The organism is Agromyces sp. NPDC127015, from assembly GCF_042725165.1.
In the GTDB taxonomy this organism is placed as follows: Bacteria; Actinomycetota; Actinomycetes; order Actinomycetales; family Microbacteriaceae; genus Agromyces; species Agromyces chromiiresistens.
Window position 1 is genome coordinate 1 of record NZ_JBHXDI010000002.1, and the last position, 19,201, is coordinate 19,201.

Sequence of the window (19,201 nt, forward strand, 5' to 3'; positions counted from 1 at the left end):
CCGTCACCGGCACCCGAACCACCCGCGTCGCCCGAACCCGGGGTCGGCGCATCGTTCGAGACCTCGACCGGGCTGCCGTCACCGGCACCCGAACCACCCGCGTCGCCCGAACCCGGGGTCGGCGCGTCGTTCGAGACCTCGACCGAGCTGCCGTCACCGGCACCCGAACCACCCGCGTCGCCCGAACCCGGGGTCGGCGCATCGTTCGAGACCTCGACCGGGCTGCCGTCACCGGCACCCGAACCACCCGCGTCGCCCGAACCCGGGGTCGGCGCATCGTTCGAGACCTCGACCGGGCTGCCGTCACCGGCACCCGAACCGCCCGCGTCGCCCGCACCGGGCGTCGGGGAATCGTTCGACACGTCGACCGGGCCGGATCCAGCCGGTTGGTTCGACGAGCCGGAGCCGCCACCCGGTGTCGGCTGCGAGTCGGAGCCGACGTCGATGCCGGGCGTCTCGGTCGCCGACGGCCCGTGACCCGACCCGCCCGGGCGAAGCGCGTTGATGCCACGACCGCCTGCGGTCAGCGAGCCGCCGAGCAGCGCGCCGAGCACCATGTCGGAGATCGGGTTGAACTCCTCGCCGGTCACCGCCGACTCGACCGCAGAGCTCGCGAGGCCGTCGACGGCACCTGCCCCCGTCTCACCGGCGACCTCTCGGAGACCGTTGCGGAGGCCGGGACCACCCGACCCGCCGAGCACCCGCGACAGCGGCGACGCCACGGCGCCGCCCGCGAACGCGGAGAGGAACGCCGTGCCGACGTCCTGCGAGGTGTAGTCCTTGTCGCCCGAGCGCATGGCGTTCACGCTCGCCGTCGAGATCGCCGACGCGAGGCCGGCCTGCAGGCCCTCCTTGGCCGCGCGCAGCCCGCCGCGCACCAGCACGCCCTGCACGCCGCGGATGCCGCGGAGGAAGTCGCGCAGTCGTTCGATGAGCTTCGCGATCTTCACGCACCAGCGGATGATCGTCGTCGACACCTTCGCCGCGGTGGCCAGGGCACCGATGCCCGCCGTCACGATCGACAGGAGACCGCCGATCGCCAGTTCCGCGGCGATCTCGATCGCCATCTGCTTGAGGAACCATCCCAGCTCCTCGCGCATGTCGCGCAACTGGGTGCGGAAGTCGCTGATCCAGGTCTGCATGCCCTCGGCGCTCGTGACCATGTCGCCGAGGCCCGACGCGATGCCCTGGCGGCACGAGAGCATCGACTGCTGTTGCGGCACGGTCATCGCGGAGATGCTCGACATGCTGCCAGAGACCTTGGACTTCGCCGAGCGCACGCTCGAGGCGAAGGTCCCCCACGCTTCGGCGGCGTTGGCGAGCTTGTCCTCGTCGCCGGTCGGGATGACCACCCCGACCTGCGCCAGACCCCACTCGATGAGCTCCTGGAACTCCCCCAGCGGCCCGGGCCACCCGGCGCCCAGCGCGTCCGGCGGATTCGACTTCGACTCGTCGATGAAGGGGGTCGCCGTCGCCGGCTGCGCCGTCGCCGGGTCGAGCCCGGCACCCGGCTTCTGGGCCCCGTCGTACGCGCGCCCCGAGTTGGACAGGCCCGCGTCGAGGATTCGCAGCCCGTTCGCGAACGAGCGCACCCCGTCGATCGTCGGGCCGGCGAGGGCGTCGTACCCGTCGCTGCCCTGGCAGAACTCCTCCGCCGCGTTGTCGTCGCCCGCCATTCCGCCGGCACCGGACAGCGACGACGTCAACGCCGAGATCGCTCCGTCCAACGACTGGGCGATGCCATACAGCTCTTCACCGTCTTGGACCAGCCGAGCCGAGTCCAACCGCACCTGTACCACGAACTACCCCAAACTCGACTCGAGATCCGCCCACGACGAATCGAGTCCCTCGATCGTCGCCGTGTACGCATCGAACGTGACCTGCGCCTGCGCCAGCAATCCGTCGGCCGTCTGCTCGAGCGCGGTGGCTCCGACGGCCCATGCGCTGAACGCACCCAGGAACGACTGCATCGCGGGACCCTGCCACTCCGCCGGGAGCATGTAGGCGAACCCGCTCGCACCCTGCTTCAGTGCGGAGCAGTACGCGACCAGCTCGCCCATCGTCTGCACCAACGCCTGCAACTCCGCAGTATCGGCCTGCTGCTCAGCCACGACCGTCACCTCCACCTTCACCGCGCACGATCGCTTCGCCGTCGGAAGCCTCGGCGCCGGATGCGGTCAACGTCGGCCCCGCCTCGGGCACGTACGGCTCGCCGTCGGCGTCGAGGCGGAACACCCCGGTGCCGATCGAGTCGTCGTCGCCATCTCCGTCGGAGTCGCCCGAGCCGCCACCCGTGGCCTGCCCGCCGCGACGAGCGCCGAGGGCCCCGCCGCCGAACTGCTCGACCTCATCGTCGCCCGCGTAGTCGCGGCCGAAGAACTCGGCCATGTCCTCGGCCTTCTCCTCGCCCGAGGCGACGCGCTTGCCGAGCCCGCCCGATGCGTTGCGCACCGCGACGAGCCCCTGCCGGCCCTGGCGGAAGCTGCCGCCGACGCCCGACTCGGTCTGCGTGTACGAGCCGTCGGCCGCCATGAGCCCGTGCTGCAGGCCGGTCAACGACAACCGCACCTGTCCGGCGAGGGTCAGGAACGTGCCCCAGTTCTCGGCGAACTTCTCCGCGTCTTCGCCGACCCACGTCGTCCCGGCCATCCGCGTCACGACGCGATCGACCGATGCGAGATTCGCATCGAACGTCGTGACGACCGAGCCGATCAACGCGGCGACTTCGCTCAGCGAATCCGCGCGTACCTTGAAGTAGACCATCCCAGACCCCTCGCTCGTGGCAAGGTGCCGGCACCTTCATGCACCGGCACCCGATAGACCGGTGTCAGCCGTTGAACGTACCGGCGATGGCGTTCTCGCTGTCTTCGTACGACAGCGAAGCCTGGTTCAGCAGGTCGCTGATGCCCTGCAGGGACTCCTTCAGCTGCAGGCCGGCCTGGTCCCACTGCGAGTAGAGCTCGTTGAAGCTCTGCGAGGCCGTACCCGACCAGTCGCCCGAGATGAGGCCCTCGACGAGCGACTTCAGGTTCGACAACTGCGACTCGATCGACTGCGACCCGCTCGAAAGCTGGCCGGCGACGCCGGCGAGGGACTCAGAAGTGACGCGGATCTCCGCCATGATTTCCTCCGTTGAATCAGCACAGAATTGCTTGACACGACGTGGAGCCGACAGTTCAACCCCGACGTCTGCACCACGCTACCTGCTCCGCCCCAGATCACCGATGGGGACAACTCCCCATCCCCTTCCCGCCCGACGCTGCGCCGATGCCGGCGCGGTTCGGGCCGGGCGCACACGGTAGGCTGACGTGCCGCAGGGCACTCGAAATCTGACGGAGGTGACGTCGTGCCGGAGATCGTCTACGAGGCACACGTCGACCACGCGAAGGTCGACCGCACGGGGCGGTGGAACTCGGGCATGCTGCTCACCAGCGCCGCGATCGGGGTGCTCCTCGCCGTCGGCCTCGCCGTCGCCGTCATCGCCGGCCTCGGCTGGTTCACCATCACGATCGCGAGCCTCGGCGTCGCGGCCTGCGCGGTCTCGGTGCTCCTCGCCTCGCGGCGCCGCCGCGCGCTCGGCCTGCTCGTGACCGACGACGACGTCGCCGTCGCCGTCGAGACCGAGGGGATCCGGCTCGCGGGGGCACCCCTCATCCCGTGGACGGAGATCGTGTTCGTCGGGGTGCTCGACGACCGAGCGCGCAGCGCCCGCGTCCAGGACCTGCCGTTCTCCGGCCCGCTCGCGCGTGCGACCGTCCGGTCGGGCAGTGCGACGCTCCTCTGCGAGATCGGCGTCCGCGACGGCGAAGCACTCCGACGCGCGTTCGCCGGCGCGCGGGGCGCCGACCGCGTCACGCTGTTCGACCGGTTCGACGGCACTCGGCGCGGCCTGATTCCGCTGATGCTCGACGCCGTCATCGACGACGCCACGGCGCTCCAGGCCGCGCAGGTGCTCATCCGGGAGGCAGAGCGCCGAGGCATCCCGGCTCGTTCGTTCACCAAGGTGTTCGCATACTTCGAGTGGAAGGGGCCGATGATCGATCTGAAGTGGCCCGTCGAGAAGAAGGGGATCGCGTGAGCGAACCGCAGGAACTGCCGATGCACGCCGCGAGCACGGAGGTGCGTCGTGTGCGCTCCCGAGGCCAGATCATCGCGGCGCTCGTCATGGTCGCCGCCGGCGCGATCTGCCTCGTGCTCTCGTTCGTCATGTACGACGCGCTCGTCGAGGTCTCGTCCGACATGCAGGGACGTCGATCCGGCCTGCGCACGTTCGTGGCTCCCGGCGCGGTACTGCTCAGTGCAGCGGCGCTCGTGTGCGGCCTCATCTGGCTGTTCGCGTGGTCGTACCGCTGGGAACGCGTCGCGACCGGCACGAAGCTGAAGCAGCGGGTGAACACGTACCTGGCCGTCGCCCCGCAGGACGCCGGCGCGCTGCTCGAGCGCGTCCGCACGGGCGACCCGCGCGTCTACCTCCCGCTCCCCGTCGCCAAGCACGGCAACGTCGTGCTCGCGACCTGGCTCGCGCCCGCCGACTCGGTCGCGTACGTGGCGGTGACCGCAAAGGTCGGTCGCGAGTGGCAGCCGCTGCCCCTCGTGACGCTCTCGGGCAATGCCTACAACGCGATCAGCCTGGTGACGGCCGACCAGTACGGGTCGCGCGCGAGCCAGACGATCGTCAACGGATTCCTCGACCCGTTCCTGCGCGACTGAGTCGCTGTCGGCCGCGCCTCCGGGGGCGCGGAGGCGGTCGCGGACGCGGACCGTCGGGTTCCGCAGTCGAGCGGCACGGCCGCCCACCGAGCGACGCCGGTTCGCGCGACGGCAGCGCGCCGCTCAGGCGGCGGCGCGCATCTCGAAGCTGATGTCGCCGACCCATACGCGGTCGCCGGGGACGACCTCGACGACATCACCCGAGCCCGCCAGCGGAATCTCCTGACCGGCGCGCTCGACGTGCGAGCCGTTGCTCGATCCGGCGTCGGCGACGGTGATGCGCCCCTCGATGAGCTCGAAGTACAGGTGCACGCGCGACACCGAACGGGTGTCGTCGAGCACCTCGATCGCCTGCACCCCCGTCGCCGCGGCGGTCTGCGCGGGCTTGCGGCCGATGACGGCCCGGCCGCTGACCATCACGTGCTGCCCCGTCGAGAACAGGAGCTCGACCTTCTGCAGCACCGGCGGGGCGGAGGCCACGACCGGCTGCTCGTTCGCCTTCGCCTGCTGCCACGGCAGCAGCGAGGGCAGCGGCACCGGGTCGATCGGCTGCCGCGGCGCCGCCGGCGCCGCCACGGCGCCGGGCGTCGGCCGTGCCGCACCGGGCAGTGACGCCGGCGCCGGCGGCCGGCTCAGTTGCGGCACGAGCTGGCCGCACTCGGCGCAGAACATGCTGTTGGGTTGCAGCGTGGCGTCGCAATACGCGCACCGTGCAGAGGCCACAGTCCGTCACCTTTCCGTTCCGGGTCGACCGACCCCGTCGAGTCTATGTTCTCCGGCCGACGCGACGATCCACCTGTGGATGCCTCGCGCACGTGCCGCGTGCGCACCGTTCCCGATCACTGCCGGGGGTCGGGAACCCTCGCCGGCATCCAGCCTCCGGCCGACAGGAACACCCCGCCGCCGGGGGTCGAGTGCCCGAGCATGAACTTCGGGATCGGCGCGCCGACGGCCTGCGTGCCGATCATGGCCTGGTTCGGGCGGAGCACGAACGCCCGCCGAGCCTTCTTCGCCTCGACGAACGGCCCGCCGAACAGCGTCGAGAGCGAGTCGGAGTCGGCGGCGACGATGAAGGTCGCCCGGTGCTTGATGCCCGTGAGCGCGTGCTCGATCGGCGCGTTCTTGAACTGCTCCGCATCGTCGACGACGACCGTGAGCCTGGCCCCGTCGAGCGGCGCGAGGACTTCGTCGAGCTGCGGCGGCTGCACGTCGCCGGTGCGGATGACCGGGATGCCTGCGGCATCGGCGAGTTCGGTGAGCACCGACGCTCGCGGTGCCACGACGAGCAGCGGCTCCTTGCGCCAGGCGAGCTGGTGCACGAGCGCGGCGAGCGCCGACGACCGCCCCGACCGCCGGTCCCCCGCGACGATGAACCCGCCCTCGCCGGGCCAGTCGAGCGTGAACTTCGACAACCGGTCGCCGCCGATCGCGACGACGATGCCGTGCTCGGGGCCGCCGTCGCCGAGCGGCAGTTCGTAGGCCGTCGTCAGGGCCATGTACCCGGGCAGCGGATCGACGCGGAACGGCTGCGGCAGCTCCTGCAACTGCGGGAACTGGTCGAAATGGTCGCGGACGTGCTCGATGATGCGACGCAGCGCCGTGGTCTGCGCCTCGCCGCTCGTGTCGCGGACGAGCACCGCCAGCTGCGCTTCGGAGCCCTGGGCGCCCCACAGCGCCCGGCCCGGCGGCAGGTCGAGCGGAATGTCCTTGGCCATGATGCCCGCGGTGCGGTAGTCGTTCAGGTCGCGCATCGGCAGGGCGTACTGCTCGTCGATGAACGACGAGACCTTGTCGCCCGAGATGCCGCGGTCGCCGGTCATGAGCACGCGCACGCCGACCGCCGGGCCCTCGCGGAGGATCCGCATGAACTGGTCGCGGAAGGTGACGAGCTGGTCGGGGTTCATCGTCGACAGCATGCGCTCCCAGCCGTCGACCGCGAAGATCGCGTACGGCAGGGCGGTCGCGGGGTCGGCGTGGGCGCGCTGCTCGTTGATGTGGCCGACGCCCGCGTTCGAGAGCACGGTCTGGCGGGTCGCGAGCTCCTCGAGCATGCGCTGCATGAGTCGCGGGAGCCGGTCGCCGTCGAGCTGCGTGACGACGGCGCCGCACTGCGGGGCGTCGGCGAACGGCAGCAGCGCGCCGTTGCCGAAGTCGCTGATGTAGAGGTGCAGGTCGCCAGGCGTGAACCGCTGGACCGCCTGGGCGAGGAGGGTGCGCAGAGCCGTCGTCCGGCCCGACATCGATCCGCCGAGGAAGAGGATGTGCGAGCCCGTCGCGACATCCCAGGTGAGGCTGCGCTGCGACTGCTCCCCCGGAACGTCCTCGAGGCCGAGCAGCAGTTCGGCTGGAGCGAGGGGAGCGTCGGCGAGGCGCTCGAGCGGGAGCACCGCCGGCAGGGGCAGGAGCCACGGCGACGGGTTCTTCTGGATGCCGAGCCGGTTCGTCGCCTCGGTGATCACGTCGACGAGCGCACGGAGGTCGGTGTCGTCGTGATCCCGGTTCTCCTCGACCGCTGCCGGCTGCTTCGGGAACCGCACCGGGAACCCGAGGGTCTCCCACTCGAGCTTGGCGGCGGGCGGCAGGACTTTCACCGAGCGCTGGGCACCCGGGCGGATGCCCGCCACGCGCGCGGTCTGGAAACCGCTCGGCGCGGCGCTCGGTCCGAGCCGGACGAAGCCGCGACCGGGCGTGGAGGCGCTGATGAGCGCGGCCTCTCCCGAGCCGAGCACGTCGGACGAGTCCGAGCGGTCGGTGACGCGAAGCGCGACGCGGAGGTTGATGTTCGACTGCATCTCGGCGGTGATCACACCCGCCGGGCGCTGGGTCGCGAGCACGAGGTTGACCCCGAGCGAACGGCCGACGCGGGCGATGCGCACGAGGCCGTCGATGAACTCGGGCAGCTCGGTCTTGAGCTCGGCGAACTCGTCGATCACGATCATGAGCCGGGCGAGGCCCCGCCGGGCCGCGGTGTCGGCGTCCTTCGCCCATGCGGCGTCGACGTCCTTCGCCGCCATGTCGCGCAGCACGACCTCACGACGCTTGAGCTCGGCGTCGAGCGACGCGAGCGCGCGCTCGGTCTCGCGCGCGTCGAGGTTCGTCACCATGCCGACCGTGTGCGGCAGCCGCTCGCAGTCGGCGAAGGCCGAGCCGCCCTTGTAGTCGACGAGCACGAAGTTGAGCGCGTCGGGCCGGTTCGCCATGGCGAGGCTCACGACGAGCGCCTGGAGGAACTCGGACTTGCCGGATCCGGTCGTGCCGGCCACGAGCGCGTGCGGGCCGTCGCGCGAGATGTCGAGCGCGAACTCGCCGTCGGCGTTCGCGCCGACGACCACGAAGGTGTTGCGCGGCTGCTTGGCCCAGCGCTGCATGATCGGCGACGGGTCCTCGAGGTCGATATTGAGGAGGTCGACCATGCGCACGCTCGTGGGCAGCATCGCGTCGTCGCCGACGCCCGAGACGTGCTGGATCGAGCAGAGGCTGCGCGCGATGCGCTGCGATGCCGGGATCGAGACGCCGTCGAGCAGCACGGTCGGGTAGTACTCCTTGCCCGTCTCGAAGCGGCCGAGCGCGGGGTCGGACGGGTCGATGAGGATGACGCTCGCCGCCTCTTCGGGAAGGCGCGCCCGCTCCGAGTCGAGTGCGAGCACGTGGATGCCGTGCGCCGGGCCGTGCTCGAGGATCGGCACCATGCCCGGCAGCATCCGGTAGTCGCGTGCGCCGTCGACGACGAGGAGGACGTCGGAGGCCGCGGGGGCACCGCGCTGGCCCGCGCTGCGCATCCGGTTCTCGAGCATGACCGCGACCTCGCGGAGCCGCTCGCGGCGCGTGTCGTCGGTGTTGCCGAGCATGGCCGCGACGGTGCTCGTGGCCTGGGTGTGCGGCAGCCACTGGGTCCACCCCCACTCGGCGTCGTCAGCCGCGTCGCACACCACCACGAGTTCGGCGTCTCGGGGCGAACGCAGGGTCGCGTACGAGGTCACCATTGCGCGCGCGACGTTGCGCACGGCATCGGGCGGCCCGGCGATGCCGACGACGCCAGACCTGAAGTCGGCGGCCACCGGCTGCGGGGTGACGCCGACGGAGGGCTCGGAGGAGCGGTCGCGGCCGCCGCCCTCGAATCGCACGTCGAGCTGCACCTCGGTGACGCCCACGCGCAGCTGCATCGCGTCGTCGTCGACTCGGCGACGCTCCCAGAGCCGCGCGAGCGGGCGGGTGGCGATGTCCGCGATGACGACCGGGTCGGGCATGCGGTACCAGCCGTCGAGGCGCTGCGCCTTGGCGAGCTCGGCGATGCGCCGGCCCGCCGCCTTCACCTCGTCGATCCACTGCTGCTCGGTCTTCATGCCCTTCTTCTTGGCGAGCTTGCGATTCGTGAGGAACGAACCGATCACCATGATCGGGCTGGCTGCGGCCATCATGAGCATGATCGGGCGCTGGAAGAGCACCGCCATGGTGACGCCGAGCACGACCGGGATGATCGCCGACAGCCACGGCAACGGCGACTGGTCGGGGTCGTCGGGCTTGTCGCCCGGCAGCTGGACGACGGGCTGGCTCTTGGACGGGTGGATGCGCGACGGCCGGTTGAACGCGCGTGCGCCGAGCGCGTCGCGGGTGAGGTCGGCGTCGGAGCCGGGCGCGACGCCGATGCGGAACATGCTGTTGCCGAGCTGGAACAGGTCGGCCGGCACGAGCTCGGCTTCGCCGTCCACGGCGTCGCCGTTGACCCACATCTGCGCACCGCCGACCGGGGTGAGCATCGCCTTCAGCGGTGCGGGCCGGCCGTCGGCAGTGTCGGTGCGGACGAGCGCGAGCGTCGCGTGCTCGGGCGCGAGCGCGGGGTCCGCGATCGCGAGGGATGCCGCCCGGCCGCTGCCGATCGAGATCGTGCCGCCCGGCATGAGCGGGACGGTGTCACCGGCGAACGGTCCGCCGACGACCTCGAGGCGGAGGGCGCCCGGCGCCAGCTCGACCGAGTTCGACGGCGGAACCGTCGCACCGGAGAGGAGCATCGACTCGCCCAGCGGAGTCGCGGTCGTGGCGCTCGGGTCGAGCGACTCGTGCGGCACGCCGAGCGACTCGGCAACCTCGCCGATCGTCGTGGCCTCGTCGACCTTGAGCAGGTACGACGCCGCTCCCGCGGGGTCGGCGATCGTGAGTCGGACGGTCATGCTGCCAACCTCTCTGTCATTGCACGCCTGCACGGTCGAGCGTTCGGATGAGCGGGGCGAAGACGCCGACTCGCTCCGTCGAGTCGGACTCCACGGGAACCCGCGGCACGATGGCCGAGACGACGCCCGCGTCGTCACCGTCATCGTCGTCGGCGTCGATCGTCGTCGCCGGCACCGGACCGGATACGGGAAGCTCTGCGCCGTCACCCACGACGGTGACCGAGCCGCTGGCCTGCTCGCCCTCGCTCGAGGCGACGTGGAAGTCGAACTGGTCGACGGCGGCGCCCCGCGAACGGAACTCGGCGATGCCGTCGGGACGGCAGACGACCGATCCGTGGATCGGCGCCCCGCACCCGAGCAGGCTGATCTCGGCACCGCCGACATCGAACGCGAGCTCGTTCAGGTCGATCGTCTGGGACTCCCCGTCGGCCGCGACGAACACGTTCATGGCGACGAGCACCCCCTCTGGCCGGTAGACCGGGATCTCGACCGTCGCCTCGGGCGACCACGTGCCGAAGTCGTCGGCGAAGCGCAGCCCGACGCCGGCGAGCCCCGCGTACGAGGCGCTCGGCCGGAACACGAGGTGGGTCGAAGTCGCACCTGCGGTGCCGGCGCCGGCTGGTTCGACGCCGACGACGTCGAGCCGGCCGCCCTCTTTGCACACCGCGCACTCGATGTCGAGCGCGCTGATCGGGATCATGACCGTCGAGCCCGCGGCGACGGGGTACCCGAAACGGATGTCGCGGGCGACCGGGGTCTCGGGCGGGGCGAGCCGCACGACGTATCGGAACACCATCGACGTGCCGCCATTGGTCTGCGGCACGGGGAGCAGGATCGCACCGGCCTCGGGGTCGTACGCCTCGGCGGTCAGCACGATGTGCTCGGCATCGCACGCCGTCACGAGCGGCGAGGCCTGCTCGGGCGGGCCGCAGTCGCTGATGCGCCAGCCCGCGGCCGGCTCGATCGTCGTGCTGCCGAGGTAGGGCACCTCGACCTCGGTCGGCGAGGCGGCCGGCGGCACCACCTCGTCGGCGACCGCCTGCGAGGCGCCGAACGACAGGCCGAACGTCGCGAGGAAGGCGACGGCACCGACGACGGCCATGATCGCACGACGGCCGATCGATCTGGTCACCGGTCTCCCCGTCGTCGCGCTGGAACGCCCGGCTCGGCGTTCGGGTTACCATGGTACGCGCTCAGCCGCGACGTCCGTCGCGCCCACCGTGCACGAAGGGTCACGATGTCCGCCTCGTCTCGACGCCGCGATTTCCGATCCACCCTGCAATCGCACGACCAGGTCTCGGCGCCGGCGGCGCCCCCGACGCGGCATCCCGGTCAGCCGGCCGTGCCCGGCGCCGCGGCCGCTCAGCAGGCCGTCCTCGGCGCCGCCCAGGGCCAGACCGCGCTCCAGTCGGCCGGCGGGGCGCGACCGCTCAGCAGCGCCGGTTCGGTGCTCCCGGTGCTCGCCGAGGCCCCCAAGCAGGCTCGCCGTTGGTGGCGCCACCCGGCCTTCCTCGTGTCGGTCGGCCTCACCTTCGTCGCCGTCGCCGCCACGGCCACGCTCCTCATCGTGTCCGCCGTGACCGACGACTCGGTCACGGTGAGCGGGCTCTCGGCCGAGGTCGCCGAGGGCAACCTGCATCTCGACTGGAGCGGCCCCGACGCGGAGTACAGCCTCTACGCGGTCGACGGGGACGGCACGGCGACCGACCTCACCCAGTTCGTGCGCGGCACCGAGGCCTGGCTGTACTCCGCTGCGGCGGTCTACGACGACAGCACCTGCTTCGTCGTGCGCCCCGGCGGCAGCGACGCCGCCGTCGCCCTCGACGCGGCGACCCTCGATGCACAGCGCGCCCAGAGCGTGTGCACCGCCGACGCGGTCTCGTGATGTCGTTCTCCGCCCGTGCGGCCGGCCTCGCCGGGGCCGCGGCGTGCGCGATCGTGCTGGCGGGTTGCACCGGTGCACCTGCCGCACCGCCGCCGACGCCGACGCACCTGCTCGCGTCGCCCGACGGCGAGCCGATCGCCGGCAACGGCCTCTGGCTGCTCGCGGGCCCCGACGCGACCCACGAGATCGCCGAGGCGATCAGCGGGGCGGGTGCGGTGCAGTACCACGGCTCGTACACCGAACTCACCTCGCCGAGCGACGGGTCCGAGCCGCGCGCGGGTCGCGGCCTCGCCGTCGACTACCGCGGCCGGGCCGGCGAGTACGCGGCGAAGATCACGGCGGGCGACGAACGGGTCGAGGTCGTCGCCGTCGACGGACGCACGTACGTTCGTGGCAATGAGGCGTATGCGAGCGCCCACGGGATCCCCGACGCGGCGGACGGGTTCGTCTGCGCCACCGGCGACGACTCGCTCGTCGCAGAATGGGCGCCCCTGCTCGAACCCGGTGACCTGGTCGAGTCGCTCCTCGCGTCGAGCGAATCGGTCTCGGTCGAGCCGCCGCTCGGCGATGCCGACCTCATCGACGTGATCGTCGGCCAGACCGGCGCCCCCGTCGGCGTGCTCACGGTCGCCCGCTCCGGCGCTCCGCTGCCGCGGGAGTTCCGTGCCGCCGACGGCACCGGCGACGGCACCTTCGCGTTCGAGGGCTGGGGCGAGCCGATCGAGATCGAGCCGCCGGCCGAGCTGTCGGTCGCCTGCGGCTGAGCCGCAGCGTGAGGCTCAGGCCGGATCCCACCCCGGGAAGCCGGCGCAGCCGATCGTGAGTCGGATGAACCCGTCGGTCTTGTCGGTCAGGATCGCGTACGACGCGGCGGCGTCACCGGCGTCGACGGCCTCCTGCATGCGATCGAGATTGCGCAGGGCGGTGGGGATCCACTCGACGAAGGCCCCCGCCGGCAGGCCGGACGGGTCTTCGGCGAGGATGCCGCGCACGTCGCGGATCGCCCGGCCCAGCTCTGGCAGGTCCTGCGGCCGGTACGCGGCCGAGATGCTGACGGCGACGAGCTCGGTGACCGGTCCGCGCAGCTGGTCGCAGCGCTGCTCGAGCGTGTCGGCCATCAGGCGCCCGCCCCGGTCCGGTCGATGTCGAACTTCTCGAGCGGCGTGCGCACGCCGTCGCGGAAGGCTCCGAGCCCCGACTCGAAGTCGACGGCCGAGCCGACGAACAGCACCGACTCGTCGGGCGCGACGTAGATCTTGCCGCCGCCCCTCGCGGCGTGCACGAGGCACACTCCGAGACCGTCGGGCAGTTCGAGCACGTTGAGGACGGGGTCGGTCGTCAGCTTCGCGAACAGCGCCGTGCCGACCTCGACCAGACGAGCCGAGCCCGCCTCGGCGTCGGGACGCGATGCTGCGGGAACCTGCAGCCGATGCCGCACCTTCGGCGTACCCGCCTGGCGGACCGCGAGCGAGAGATACTCGGCGAGCCCGACCACCTGCAGCCCGTCGGGCTCGGCAGGGCCGCCGACCGACGGCGCGACGTGGCCGAAGCACTGCTCGAAGCCCGGCACCCCGGCTCGCTCGCGCGCTACGGGGTACGGCTGCCACTCCCATGCGGCCTCCCGCTGGGCGGGATCTTCCACGAACGCGACGAGGTCGTCGAAGCTCGCCCCCTCGATCACGTCGATGGCACCGAACCTGGCCTTGACGACGAAGTACCGACCGTCGTTGTGCATGACGAAGTCGCCCAGCGCGGTGGTGAACAGCACCGTCGCGCCCTCGGGCAGTGCCATGGCTCCGGCGACCGTCTCGGCCGCGCGCGCCGGGTCGACGAATCGGAAGTATCCGTCGTCGCCGACCATGCCGGCCCCGATCGAGCGCCAGAGCCGTGCGACCTCGGCGGGCACGCGGGGCTCGAAGTCCGCGATCGTGGCGTCGGAGATCGGTGCGACCGGGTCGAAGCTGCGGAACCTCGTCATGGATGCCTTTCTCGTGGCGGAGACGCGCGGCCTCGCCGTCGCGCGTCCGCCCGCGGATCGTGCGCCCGGTCGTTGCCGAGCGCCTCGTGCAGTCTACCGGCGGCCGTCCGGCACGGAATGGGGAGCGGTCCCCATGCGGGCGCGCGCGGACCGCGGCTCACCATGGCGCACGGCGGCGCGCCGTGCGGACCGGCCCCTCGTGCGCTCGGTTCAGCCCTGCCGCGCCTGCGGCCCGGCCGCGAGCTCGCGGTCGTACGCCTCCAACGCCTCGCGGTTCCGCTCGGTGACGGTACGGCCTCGGGCGGCGATCCAGCCGCCGAGCCAGATCGGGACCTCGCGGGCGATGACCGCTGCGACGATCGCGAACGGGTCGAGCCAGCGCTGCCCGACGAACGCGGCGGCCTCGTCGAAGGTGAGCGTCCACGCCTCGACCGTCAGCAGCGCGCCGCCGATGTACGCGAAGTAGACGAGCGCGCCGACGAGGACGCCGAAGACGACGTACGCCCACCACCGGCCGCGGTTCACGATCGCGGCGAGGATCGCGAACCCGATGAAGAACGCCGCGATCGGCACCCAGTACACGGGCTTGGCGAGGAATCGCTCGAGGTACACGTCGTTGACCGCGTCGACGTTCGCCTGCGTCATCAGCAGCAGGTACGCGACGCCCGCATAGAGCAGCGCGAAGAGCGCGGTGCCGATGAGCGCGACGAGCACGCCGAAGGCTCGGTTGCCCTTCGCCTTCGGTGGCTCGGGCGCCTGCACGTAGACGGTCTGCGCGGACGGCGCGAACGCCTCGGTCGGCTCCGGTGCGAGGGTCGCCGCGCCGGCGGCGCCGACCGTCGCGGCGGTCGACGGCGGCACGTAGGTCTCGCGGCGTACGGCACCGGCCGGAACGGGCGACGGCACGGCGTCGGTGTCGTCGACGCCGTCGTGTTCGGCCGCTGCGGCGGCCGCGACGTCGTCGTCGGATGCCTCGTGGCCGGCGTTCGCCCGTTGCACGGCCGCGTCGAGCGCGCTGGTGTCGGCCGGGGCGGTCGGCTCGGGCTCCTCGAGGGCTGCCGCGGGCGAGGCATCCCCCGGGCTCGCGACGGCGGCGTCGTGCGCATCACCCTCGGTCGACGCGACCGAGGCGACGACCTCGTCATCGCCCGGCGCTGCGGCGGCGGGCTCGCCGTCGGCGCGACCGGGATCGGCAGGGGCGTCGTCGTGCGCGGGGGCATCGTCGGCGGCGGCACCGTCGGCCGGAGCGGGCTCGTCGACGGCCGCGGTCTCGTCGGGCGCGCGCGCGGCGTCCGGGCTCTCGGGCTCGGGCACGGCGTCGCCGTCGAGCGGCTCTGATCCGGGCGTCGTGCTGCTCATGATCGCGCTCCTTCCGGGCACCCTCGTACCCCGCGGTGGGCCCACTGTAACAATGGGCGACCACGGCGCCGGTACGCCGCGCGGCGATGCCGGCAGCGGGTCGACGCCGCGGAGAAGCCGAACGGCCCCCGATCCGGTCGGATCGGGGGCCGTTCGTGGATCTCGACTCGGCGCTGCGCGCCTCGTCGATCACCGGGTGGTTCAGCTGTAGTTGCCGGGCGTGAAGTCGTCGCTCGAGAACGCGTCGAAGTCGACGAAGCTGAGGTCGCCCTCGCTGAAGGCCGCGTCGTCGGTGAAGATGCGGTTCGGGTAGCGCTCCGCCTTCGCCTCCTCGGTGGCCTCGACCGCGACGTTCCGGTACTTGCCGAGGCCAGTACCCGCCGGGATCAGCTTTCCGATGATTACGTTCTCCTTGAGGCCGACCAGCGGGTCGCTCTTGCCCTCCATGGCGGCCTGCGTGAGCACGCGGGTCGTCTCCTGGAAGGACGCGGCCGACAGCCACGACTCGGTCGCCAGCGAGGCCTTGGTGATACCCATGACCTCCTGACGGGCCGACGCCGTCTTCTTGCCCTCGGTCAGCGACGCGCGGTTGATCTCGTTGTACTTCATGCGGTCGACGAGCTCACCGGGCAGCAGGTCGGTGTCGCCGTGGTCGACGACGGTGACCTTGCGCAGCATCTGGCGCACGATGACCTCGATGTGCTTGTCGTGGATCGGCACGCCCTGCGAGCGGTACACGTCCTGCACGCCGTTGACGAGGTGCTTCTGCACCTCTCGGACGCCCTTGACCCGGAGGACCTCCTTCGGGTCGACGGTGCCGACGATGAGCTGCTGGCCGAGCTCGACGTGCTGGCCGTCTTCCACGAGCAGCGTCGAACGCTTGAGCACGTTGTACGTGATCGGCTCGTCGCCGTTGTCGGGCGTGAGGATGACCTTGCGCTGCTTGTCGGTCTCGTCGATCGTGATGCGACCCGGGGCCTCGACGATGGGCGACGCACCCTTGGGGGTGCGGGCCTCGAAGAGCTCCTGCACGCGGGGAAGACCCTGCGTGATGTCGTCGGCCGAAGCCGAACCACCGGTGTGGAAGGTACGCATCGTGAGCTGCGTGCCGGGCTCACCGATCGACTGGGCCGCGATGATGCCGACGGCCTCGCCGATGTCGACGAGCTTGCCGGTCGCGAGCGAACGGCCGTAGCACCTCGCGCAGACGCCGACGCCGGACTCGCAGGTGAGCACCGAGCGGACCCGGATCGACTCGACGCCCGCGGCGATGAGCTCGTTGATGAGCACGTCGCCGACATCGCTGCCGGCCTCGGCCACGACCTCGCCCTTGGCGTTCACGGCGTCGGCCGCGAGCGACCGCGCGAACACCGAGTTCTCGACGTTGGGGTCGCGGACGAGCTCGCCCGAGGCATCCACCGTCGCGATGGGCAGCTCGAGGCCCTTGGTCGTGCCGCAGTCGTCCTCGCGGATGATGACATCCTGCGAGACGTCCACGAGTCGACGCGTGAGGTAACCCGAGTCGGCCGTACGGAGGGCCGTGTCGGCCAGACCCTTGCGGGCACCGTGCGTCGCGATGAAGTACTCGGCCACCGAGAGGCCCTCGCGGTAGCTCGAGATGATCGGGCGAGGGATGATCTCACCCTTCGGGTTGTTCACGAGGCCTCGCATGCCGGCGATGTTGCGCACCTGCAGCCAGTTACCACGAGCGCCCGACGTGACCATGCGGTTGATGGTGTTGTCGGTCGGGAAGTTCTCCTGCATGGCCTTGGCGACCTCGTCGGTGGCCTTCGTCCAGATCTGGATGAGCTCCTGACGACGCTCGAGGTCGGTCGTGAGACCCTTCTCGAACTGCGACTGCACCTTGGCCGCCTGCTTCTCGTACTTCGCGACGATCTCGCCCTTCGAGGGGGGCGTGATGATGTCGGAGAGCGCGACGGTGACGCCCGAACGGGTCGCCCAGCGGAAGCCGGCGTCCTTGATGCGGTCGAGGGTCGCGGCCACCTCGGTCTTGGGGTAGCGCTCGGCGAGGTCGTTGACGATCTCCGAGATCTGGCCCTTGCCGGCCTGGCGGTTGAAGTACGGGTAGTCCACGGGGAGCGCCTCGTTGAAGAGGGCGCGACCGAGGGTCGTCTCCATGAGGAACGGCTTGCCCGACACGAAGCCCTCGGGCTCGTCGCCCTCGGCGAAGTGGAGGCCGTCGAGACGGATCTTCACCTTCGCGCCGAGGTCGAGCTCGTGCTGGCCCGGACGGTTCTGGTCGAACGCGAGGATGGCCTCGGCGATCGACGAGAACGCGCGGCCCTCGCCGGCGCCGCCGGGCTTCTCGGTCGTCAGGTGGTGCAGGCCGATGATCATGTCCTGCGAGGGCAGGGTCACCGGACGGCCGTCCGACGGCTTCAGGATGTTGTTCGAGGCGAGCATCAGGATGCGGGCCTCGGCCTGGGCCTCGACCGACAGCGGCAGGTGCACGGCCATCTGGTCGCCGTCGAAGTCCGCGTTGAAGGCGGCGCAGACGAGCGGGTGGAGCTGGATGGCCTTGCCCTCGACGAGCTGCGGCTCGAACGCCTGGATGCCGAGACGGTGCAGCGTGGGCGCACGGTTCAGCAGCACGGGGCGCTCGCGGATGATCTCTTCGAGGACGTCCCACACGTGCGGGTTCGAGCGCTCGACCATGCGCTTGGCCGCCTTGATGTTCTGGGCGTGGCTCAGGTCGATGAGGCGCTTGATCACGAACGGCTTGAAGAGCTCGAGCGCCATCTGCTTGGGCAGACCGCACTGGTGCAGCTTCAGCTGCGGGCCGACGACGATGACCGAACGGCCCGAGTAGTCGACGCGCTTGCCGAGCAGGTTCTGGCGGAAGCGACCCTGCTTGCCCTTGAGCATGTCGCTCAGGGACTTGAGGGCGCGGTTGCCGGTACCCGTGACGGGGCGACCGCGGCGGCCGTTGTCGAACAGCGCGTCGACGGCCTCCTGGAGCATACGCTTCTCGTTGTTCACGATGATCTCGGGGGCACCGAGGTCGAGAAGGCGGCGCAGACGGTTGTTGCGGTTGATCACACGACGGTAGAGGTCGTTGAGGTCGCTGGTCGCGAAGCGGCCGCCGTCGAGCTGGACCATCGGACGCAGCTCCGGCGGGATCACCGGCACGACGTCGAGCACCATCGCCGCGGGCGAGGTGCTCGTCGCGAGGAACGAGTTGACGACGCGCAGGCGCTTGATGGCGCGGATCTTCTTCTGGCCCTTGCCCTCGGCGATCTGCAGGTGCAGGTCTTCCGCCTCGGCGGCCAGGTCGAAGCTCTCGAGGCGCTTCTTGATGGCCTCGGCGCCCATGTAGGCGTCGAAGTACATGCCGAAGCGGTCCTGGAGCTCGTGGAAGTCCGAGTCCTCGGGCTTGAGGTCGCCGACCTTGAGGGTGCGGAAGGCCTCCCACACGCGCTCGAGGTGCGCGATCTGCTCGTCGCCCGACTTGCGGACCTGGGCCATCTCCTTGTCGGCGGCGGCCTCGGCGCGCTTGCGCTGGTCGCTCTTGGCGCCCTCGGCCTCGAGTGCCGCGAGCTCCTCCTCCTTGCGGGCCATGAGCGTCGCGATGCGCGCGTCGCGCTGGTCGCCGATGGTCTTGATCTCGAGCCGGAGCTCGTTCTCGAGGCCGGGCATGTCGGCGTGACGACCCTCGTCGTCGACGTCGATCACCATGTAGGCGGCGAAGTAGATGACCTTCTCGAGGTCCTTCGGCGCCATGTCGAGCAGGTACCCGAGGCGCGAGGGCACGCCCTTGAAGTACCAGATGTGCGTCACCGGGGCAGCGAGCTCGATGTGGCCCATCCGCTCACGGCGGACGGAGGACTTGGTGACCTCCACGCCGCATCGCTCGCAGACGATGCCCTTGAAGCGCACGCGCTTGTACTTGCCGCAGGCGCACTCCCAGTCACGGCTGGGTCCGAAGATCTGCTCGCCGAAGAGCCCGTCCTTCTCGGGCTTCAGCGTGCGGTAGTTGATGGTCTCGGGCTTCTTGACCTCGCCGTAGGACCACTTGCGGATGTCCTCTGCGGTGGCCAGGCCGATACGAAGCTCATCGAACGTCGTTGCGTCGAGCAATTT

14 protein-coding genes and 1 pseudogene are annotated in these 19,201 nt (G+C 71.2%); 4 read left to right on the top strand and 11 right to left on the bottom strand.

The annotated features are described in order from the left end of the window. The 4 genes and pseudogenes from ACFWGP_RS06370 to ACFWGP_RS06385 all read right to left on the bottom strand — a co-directional run. Positions 1–1,706: pseudogene (locus ACFWGP_RS06370) on the bottom strand (hypothetical protein); the annotation flags it as partial. 96 nt (positions 1,707–1,802) lie between these two features. After that, entirely contained in the window at positions 1,803–2,111 is a 309-nt protein-coding gene (locus ACFWGP_RS06375; protein ID WP_231430083.1) for a hypothetical protein, read from the bottom strand. Further along, positions 2,104–2,763, bottom strand: coding sequence for a WXG100 family type VII secretion target (locus tag ACFWGP_RS06380; RefSeq protein ID WP_231430082.1), 660 nt, complete (start codon positions 2,761–2,763; stop codon positions 2,104–2,106). The genes ACFWGP_RS06375 and ACFWGP_RS06380 overlap by 8 nt, the downstream gene beginning before the upstream one ends. Positions 2,764–2,827: 64 nt before the next feature. Continuing rightward, on the bottom strand, positions 2,828–3,121 hold the full coding sequence (locus ACFWGP_RS06385) for a WXG100 family type VII secretion target (protein ID WP_231430081.1): 294 nt from the start codon (positions 3,119–3,121) through the stop codon (positions 2,828–2,830). 225 nt (positions 3,122–3,346) lie between these two features. Here ACFWGP_RS06385 and ACFWGP_RS06390 point away from each other — a divergent pair, with 225 nt between their 5' ends. Together ACFWGP_RS06390 and ACFWGP_RS06395 are read left to right on the top strand one after the other, a co-directional pair. After that, on the top strand, positions 3,347–4,078 hold the full coding sequence (locus tag ACFWGP_RS06390; protein WP_231430080.1) for a hypothetical protein: 732 nt from the start codon (positions 3,347–3,349) through the stop codon (positions 4,076–4,078). After that, the gene (locus ACFWGP_RS06395; RefSeq protein WP_231430079.1) at positions 4,075–4,710 is read left to right on the top strand and encodes a hypothetical protein; all 636 of its coding nucleotides are present in this window, start codon (positions 4,075–4,077) and stop codon (positions 4,708–4,710) included. The genes ACFWGP_RS06390 and ACFWGP_RS06395 overlap by 4 nt, the downstream gene beginning before the upstream one ends. Before the next feature lie 123 nt (positions 4,711–4,833). Here the strand turns inward: ACFWGP_RS06395 and ACFWGP_RS06400 are convergent, their stop codons facing one another. The 3 genes from ACFWGP_RS06400 to ACFWGP_RS06410 all read right to left on the bottom strand — a co-directional run bounded on the left by ACFWGP_RS06400 (position 4,834) and on the right by ACFWGP_RS06410 (position 11,010). Continuing rightward, positions 4,834–5,382, bottom strand: a complete 549-nt coding sequence (locus ACFWGP_RS06400; RefSeq protein WP_376930434.1) for an FHA domain-containing protein — start codon at positions 5,380–5,382, stop codon at positions 4,834–4,836. A gap of 167 nt (positions 5,383–5,549) precedes the next feature. Next, the gene (locus ACFWGP_RS06405; protein WP_275505451.1) at positions 5,550–9,878 is read right to left on the bottom strand and encodes an FtsK/SpoIIIE domain-containing protein; all 4,329 of its coding nucleotides are present in this window, start codon (positions 9,876–9,878) and stop codon (positions 5,550–5,552) included. A 16-nt stretch (positions 9,879–9,894) separates the two neighbouring features. Further along, positions 9,895–11,010 (bottom strand): hypothetical protein, encoded by a 1,116-nt coding sequence (locus ACFWGP_RS06410; RefSeq protein ID WP_376930435.1) that lies wholly within the window; start codon positions 11,008–11,010, stop codon positions 9,895–9,897. A gap of 105 nt (positions 11,011–11,115) precedes the next feature. Between ACFWGP_RS06410 and ACFWGP_RS06415 the strand changes: the two genes are divergently transcribed. Beyond that, positions 11,116–11,763 (top strand): hypothetical protein, encoded by a 648-nt coding sequence (locus ACFWGP_RS06415; protein WP_231430075.1) that lies wholly within the window; start codon positions 11,116–11,118, stop codon positions 11,761–11,763. Then, positions 11,763–12,527 carry a hypothetical protein gene (locus ACFWGP_RS06420; RefSeq protein WP_376930436.1) on the top strand — a complete coding sequence of 255 codons (765 nt, stop codon included), beginning with the start codon at positions 11,763–11,765 and terminating at the stop codon, positions 12,525–12,527. The genes ACFWGP_RS06415 and ACFWGP_RS06420 overlap by 1 nt, the downstream gene beginning before the upstream one ends. 15 nt (positions 12,528–12,542) lie before the next feature. Here the strand turns inward: ACFWGP_RS06420 and ACFWGP_RS06425 are convergent, their stop codons facing one another. From ACFWGP_RS06425 to rpoC, 4 genes are all read right to left on the bottom strand, one after another. Next, positions 12,543–12,881, bottom strand: coding sequence for a hypothetical protein (locus ACFWGP_RS06425; protein WP_231430073.1), 339 nt, complete (start codon positions 12,879–12,881; stop codon positions 12,543–12,545). Next, a complete protein-coding gene (locus ACFWGP_RS06430; protein WP_275505447.1) occupies positions 12,881–13,741 on the bottom strand; it encodes a T6SS immunity protein Tdi1 domain-containing protein in 861 nt (286 codons plus the stop codon). The genes ACFWGP_RS06425 and ACFWGP_RS06430 overlap by 1 nt, the downstream gene beginning before the upstream one ends. Before the next feature lie 210 nt (positions 13,742–13,951). After that, entirely contained in the window at positions 13,952–15,100 is a 1,149-nt protein-coding gene (locus ACFWGP_RS06435; RefSeq protein WP_376930437.1) for a hypothetical protein, read from the bottom strand. Positions 15,101–15,301: 201 nt separating this feature from the next. Further along, positions 15,302–19,198, bottom strand: coding sequence for a DNA-directed RNA polymerase subunit beta' (gene rpoC, locus ACFWGP_RS06440; protein ID WP_231430070.1), 3,897 nt, complete (start codon positions 19,196–19,198; stop codon positions 15,302–15,304). Positions 19,199–19,201: the final 3 nt, after the last annotated feature.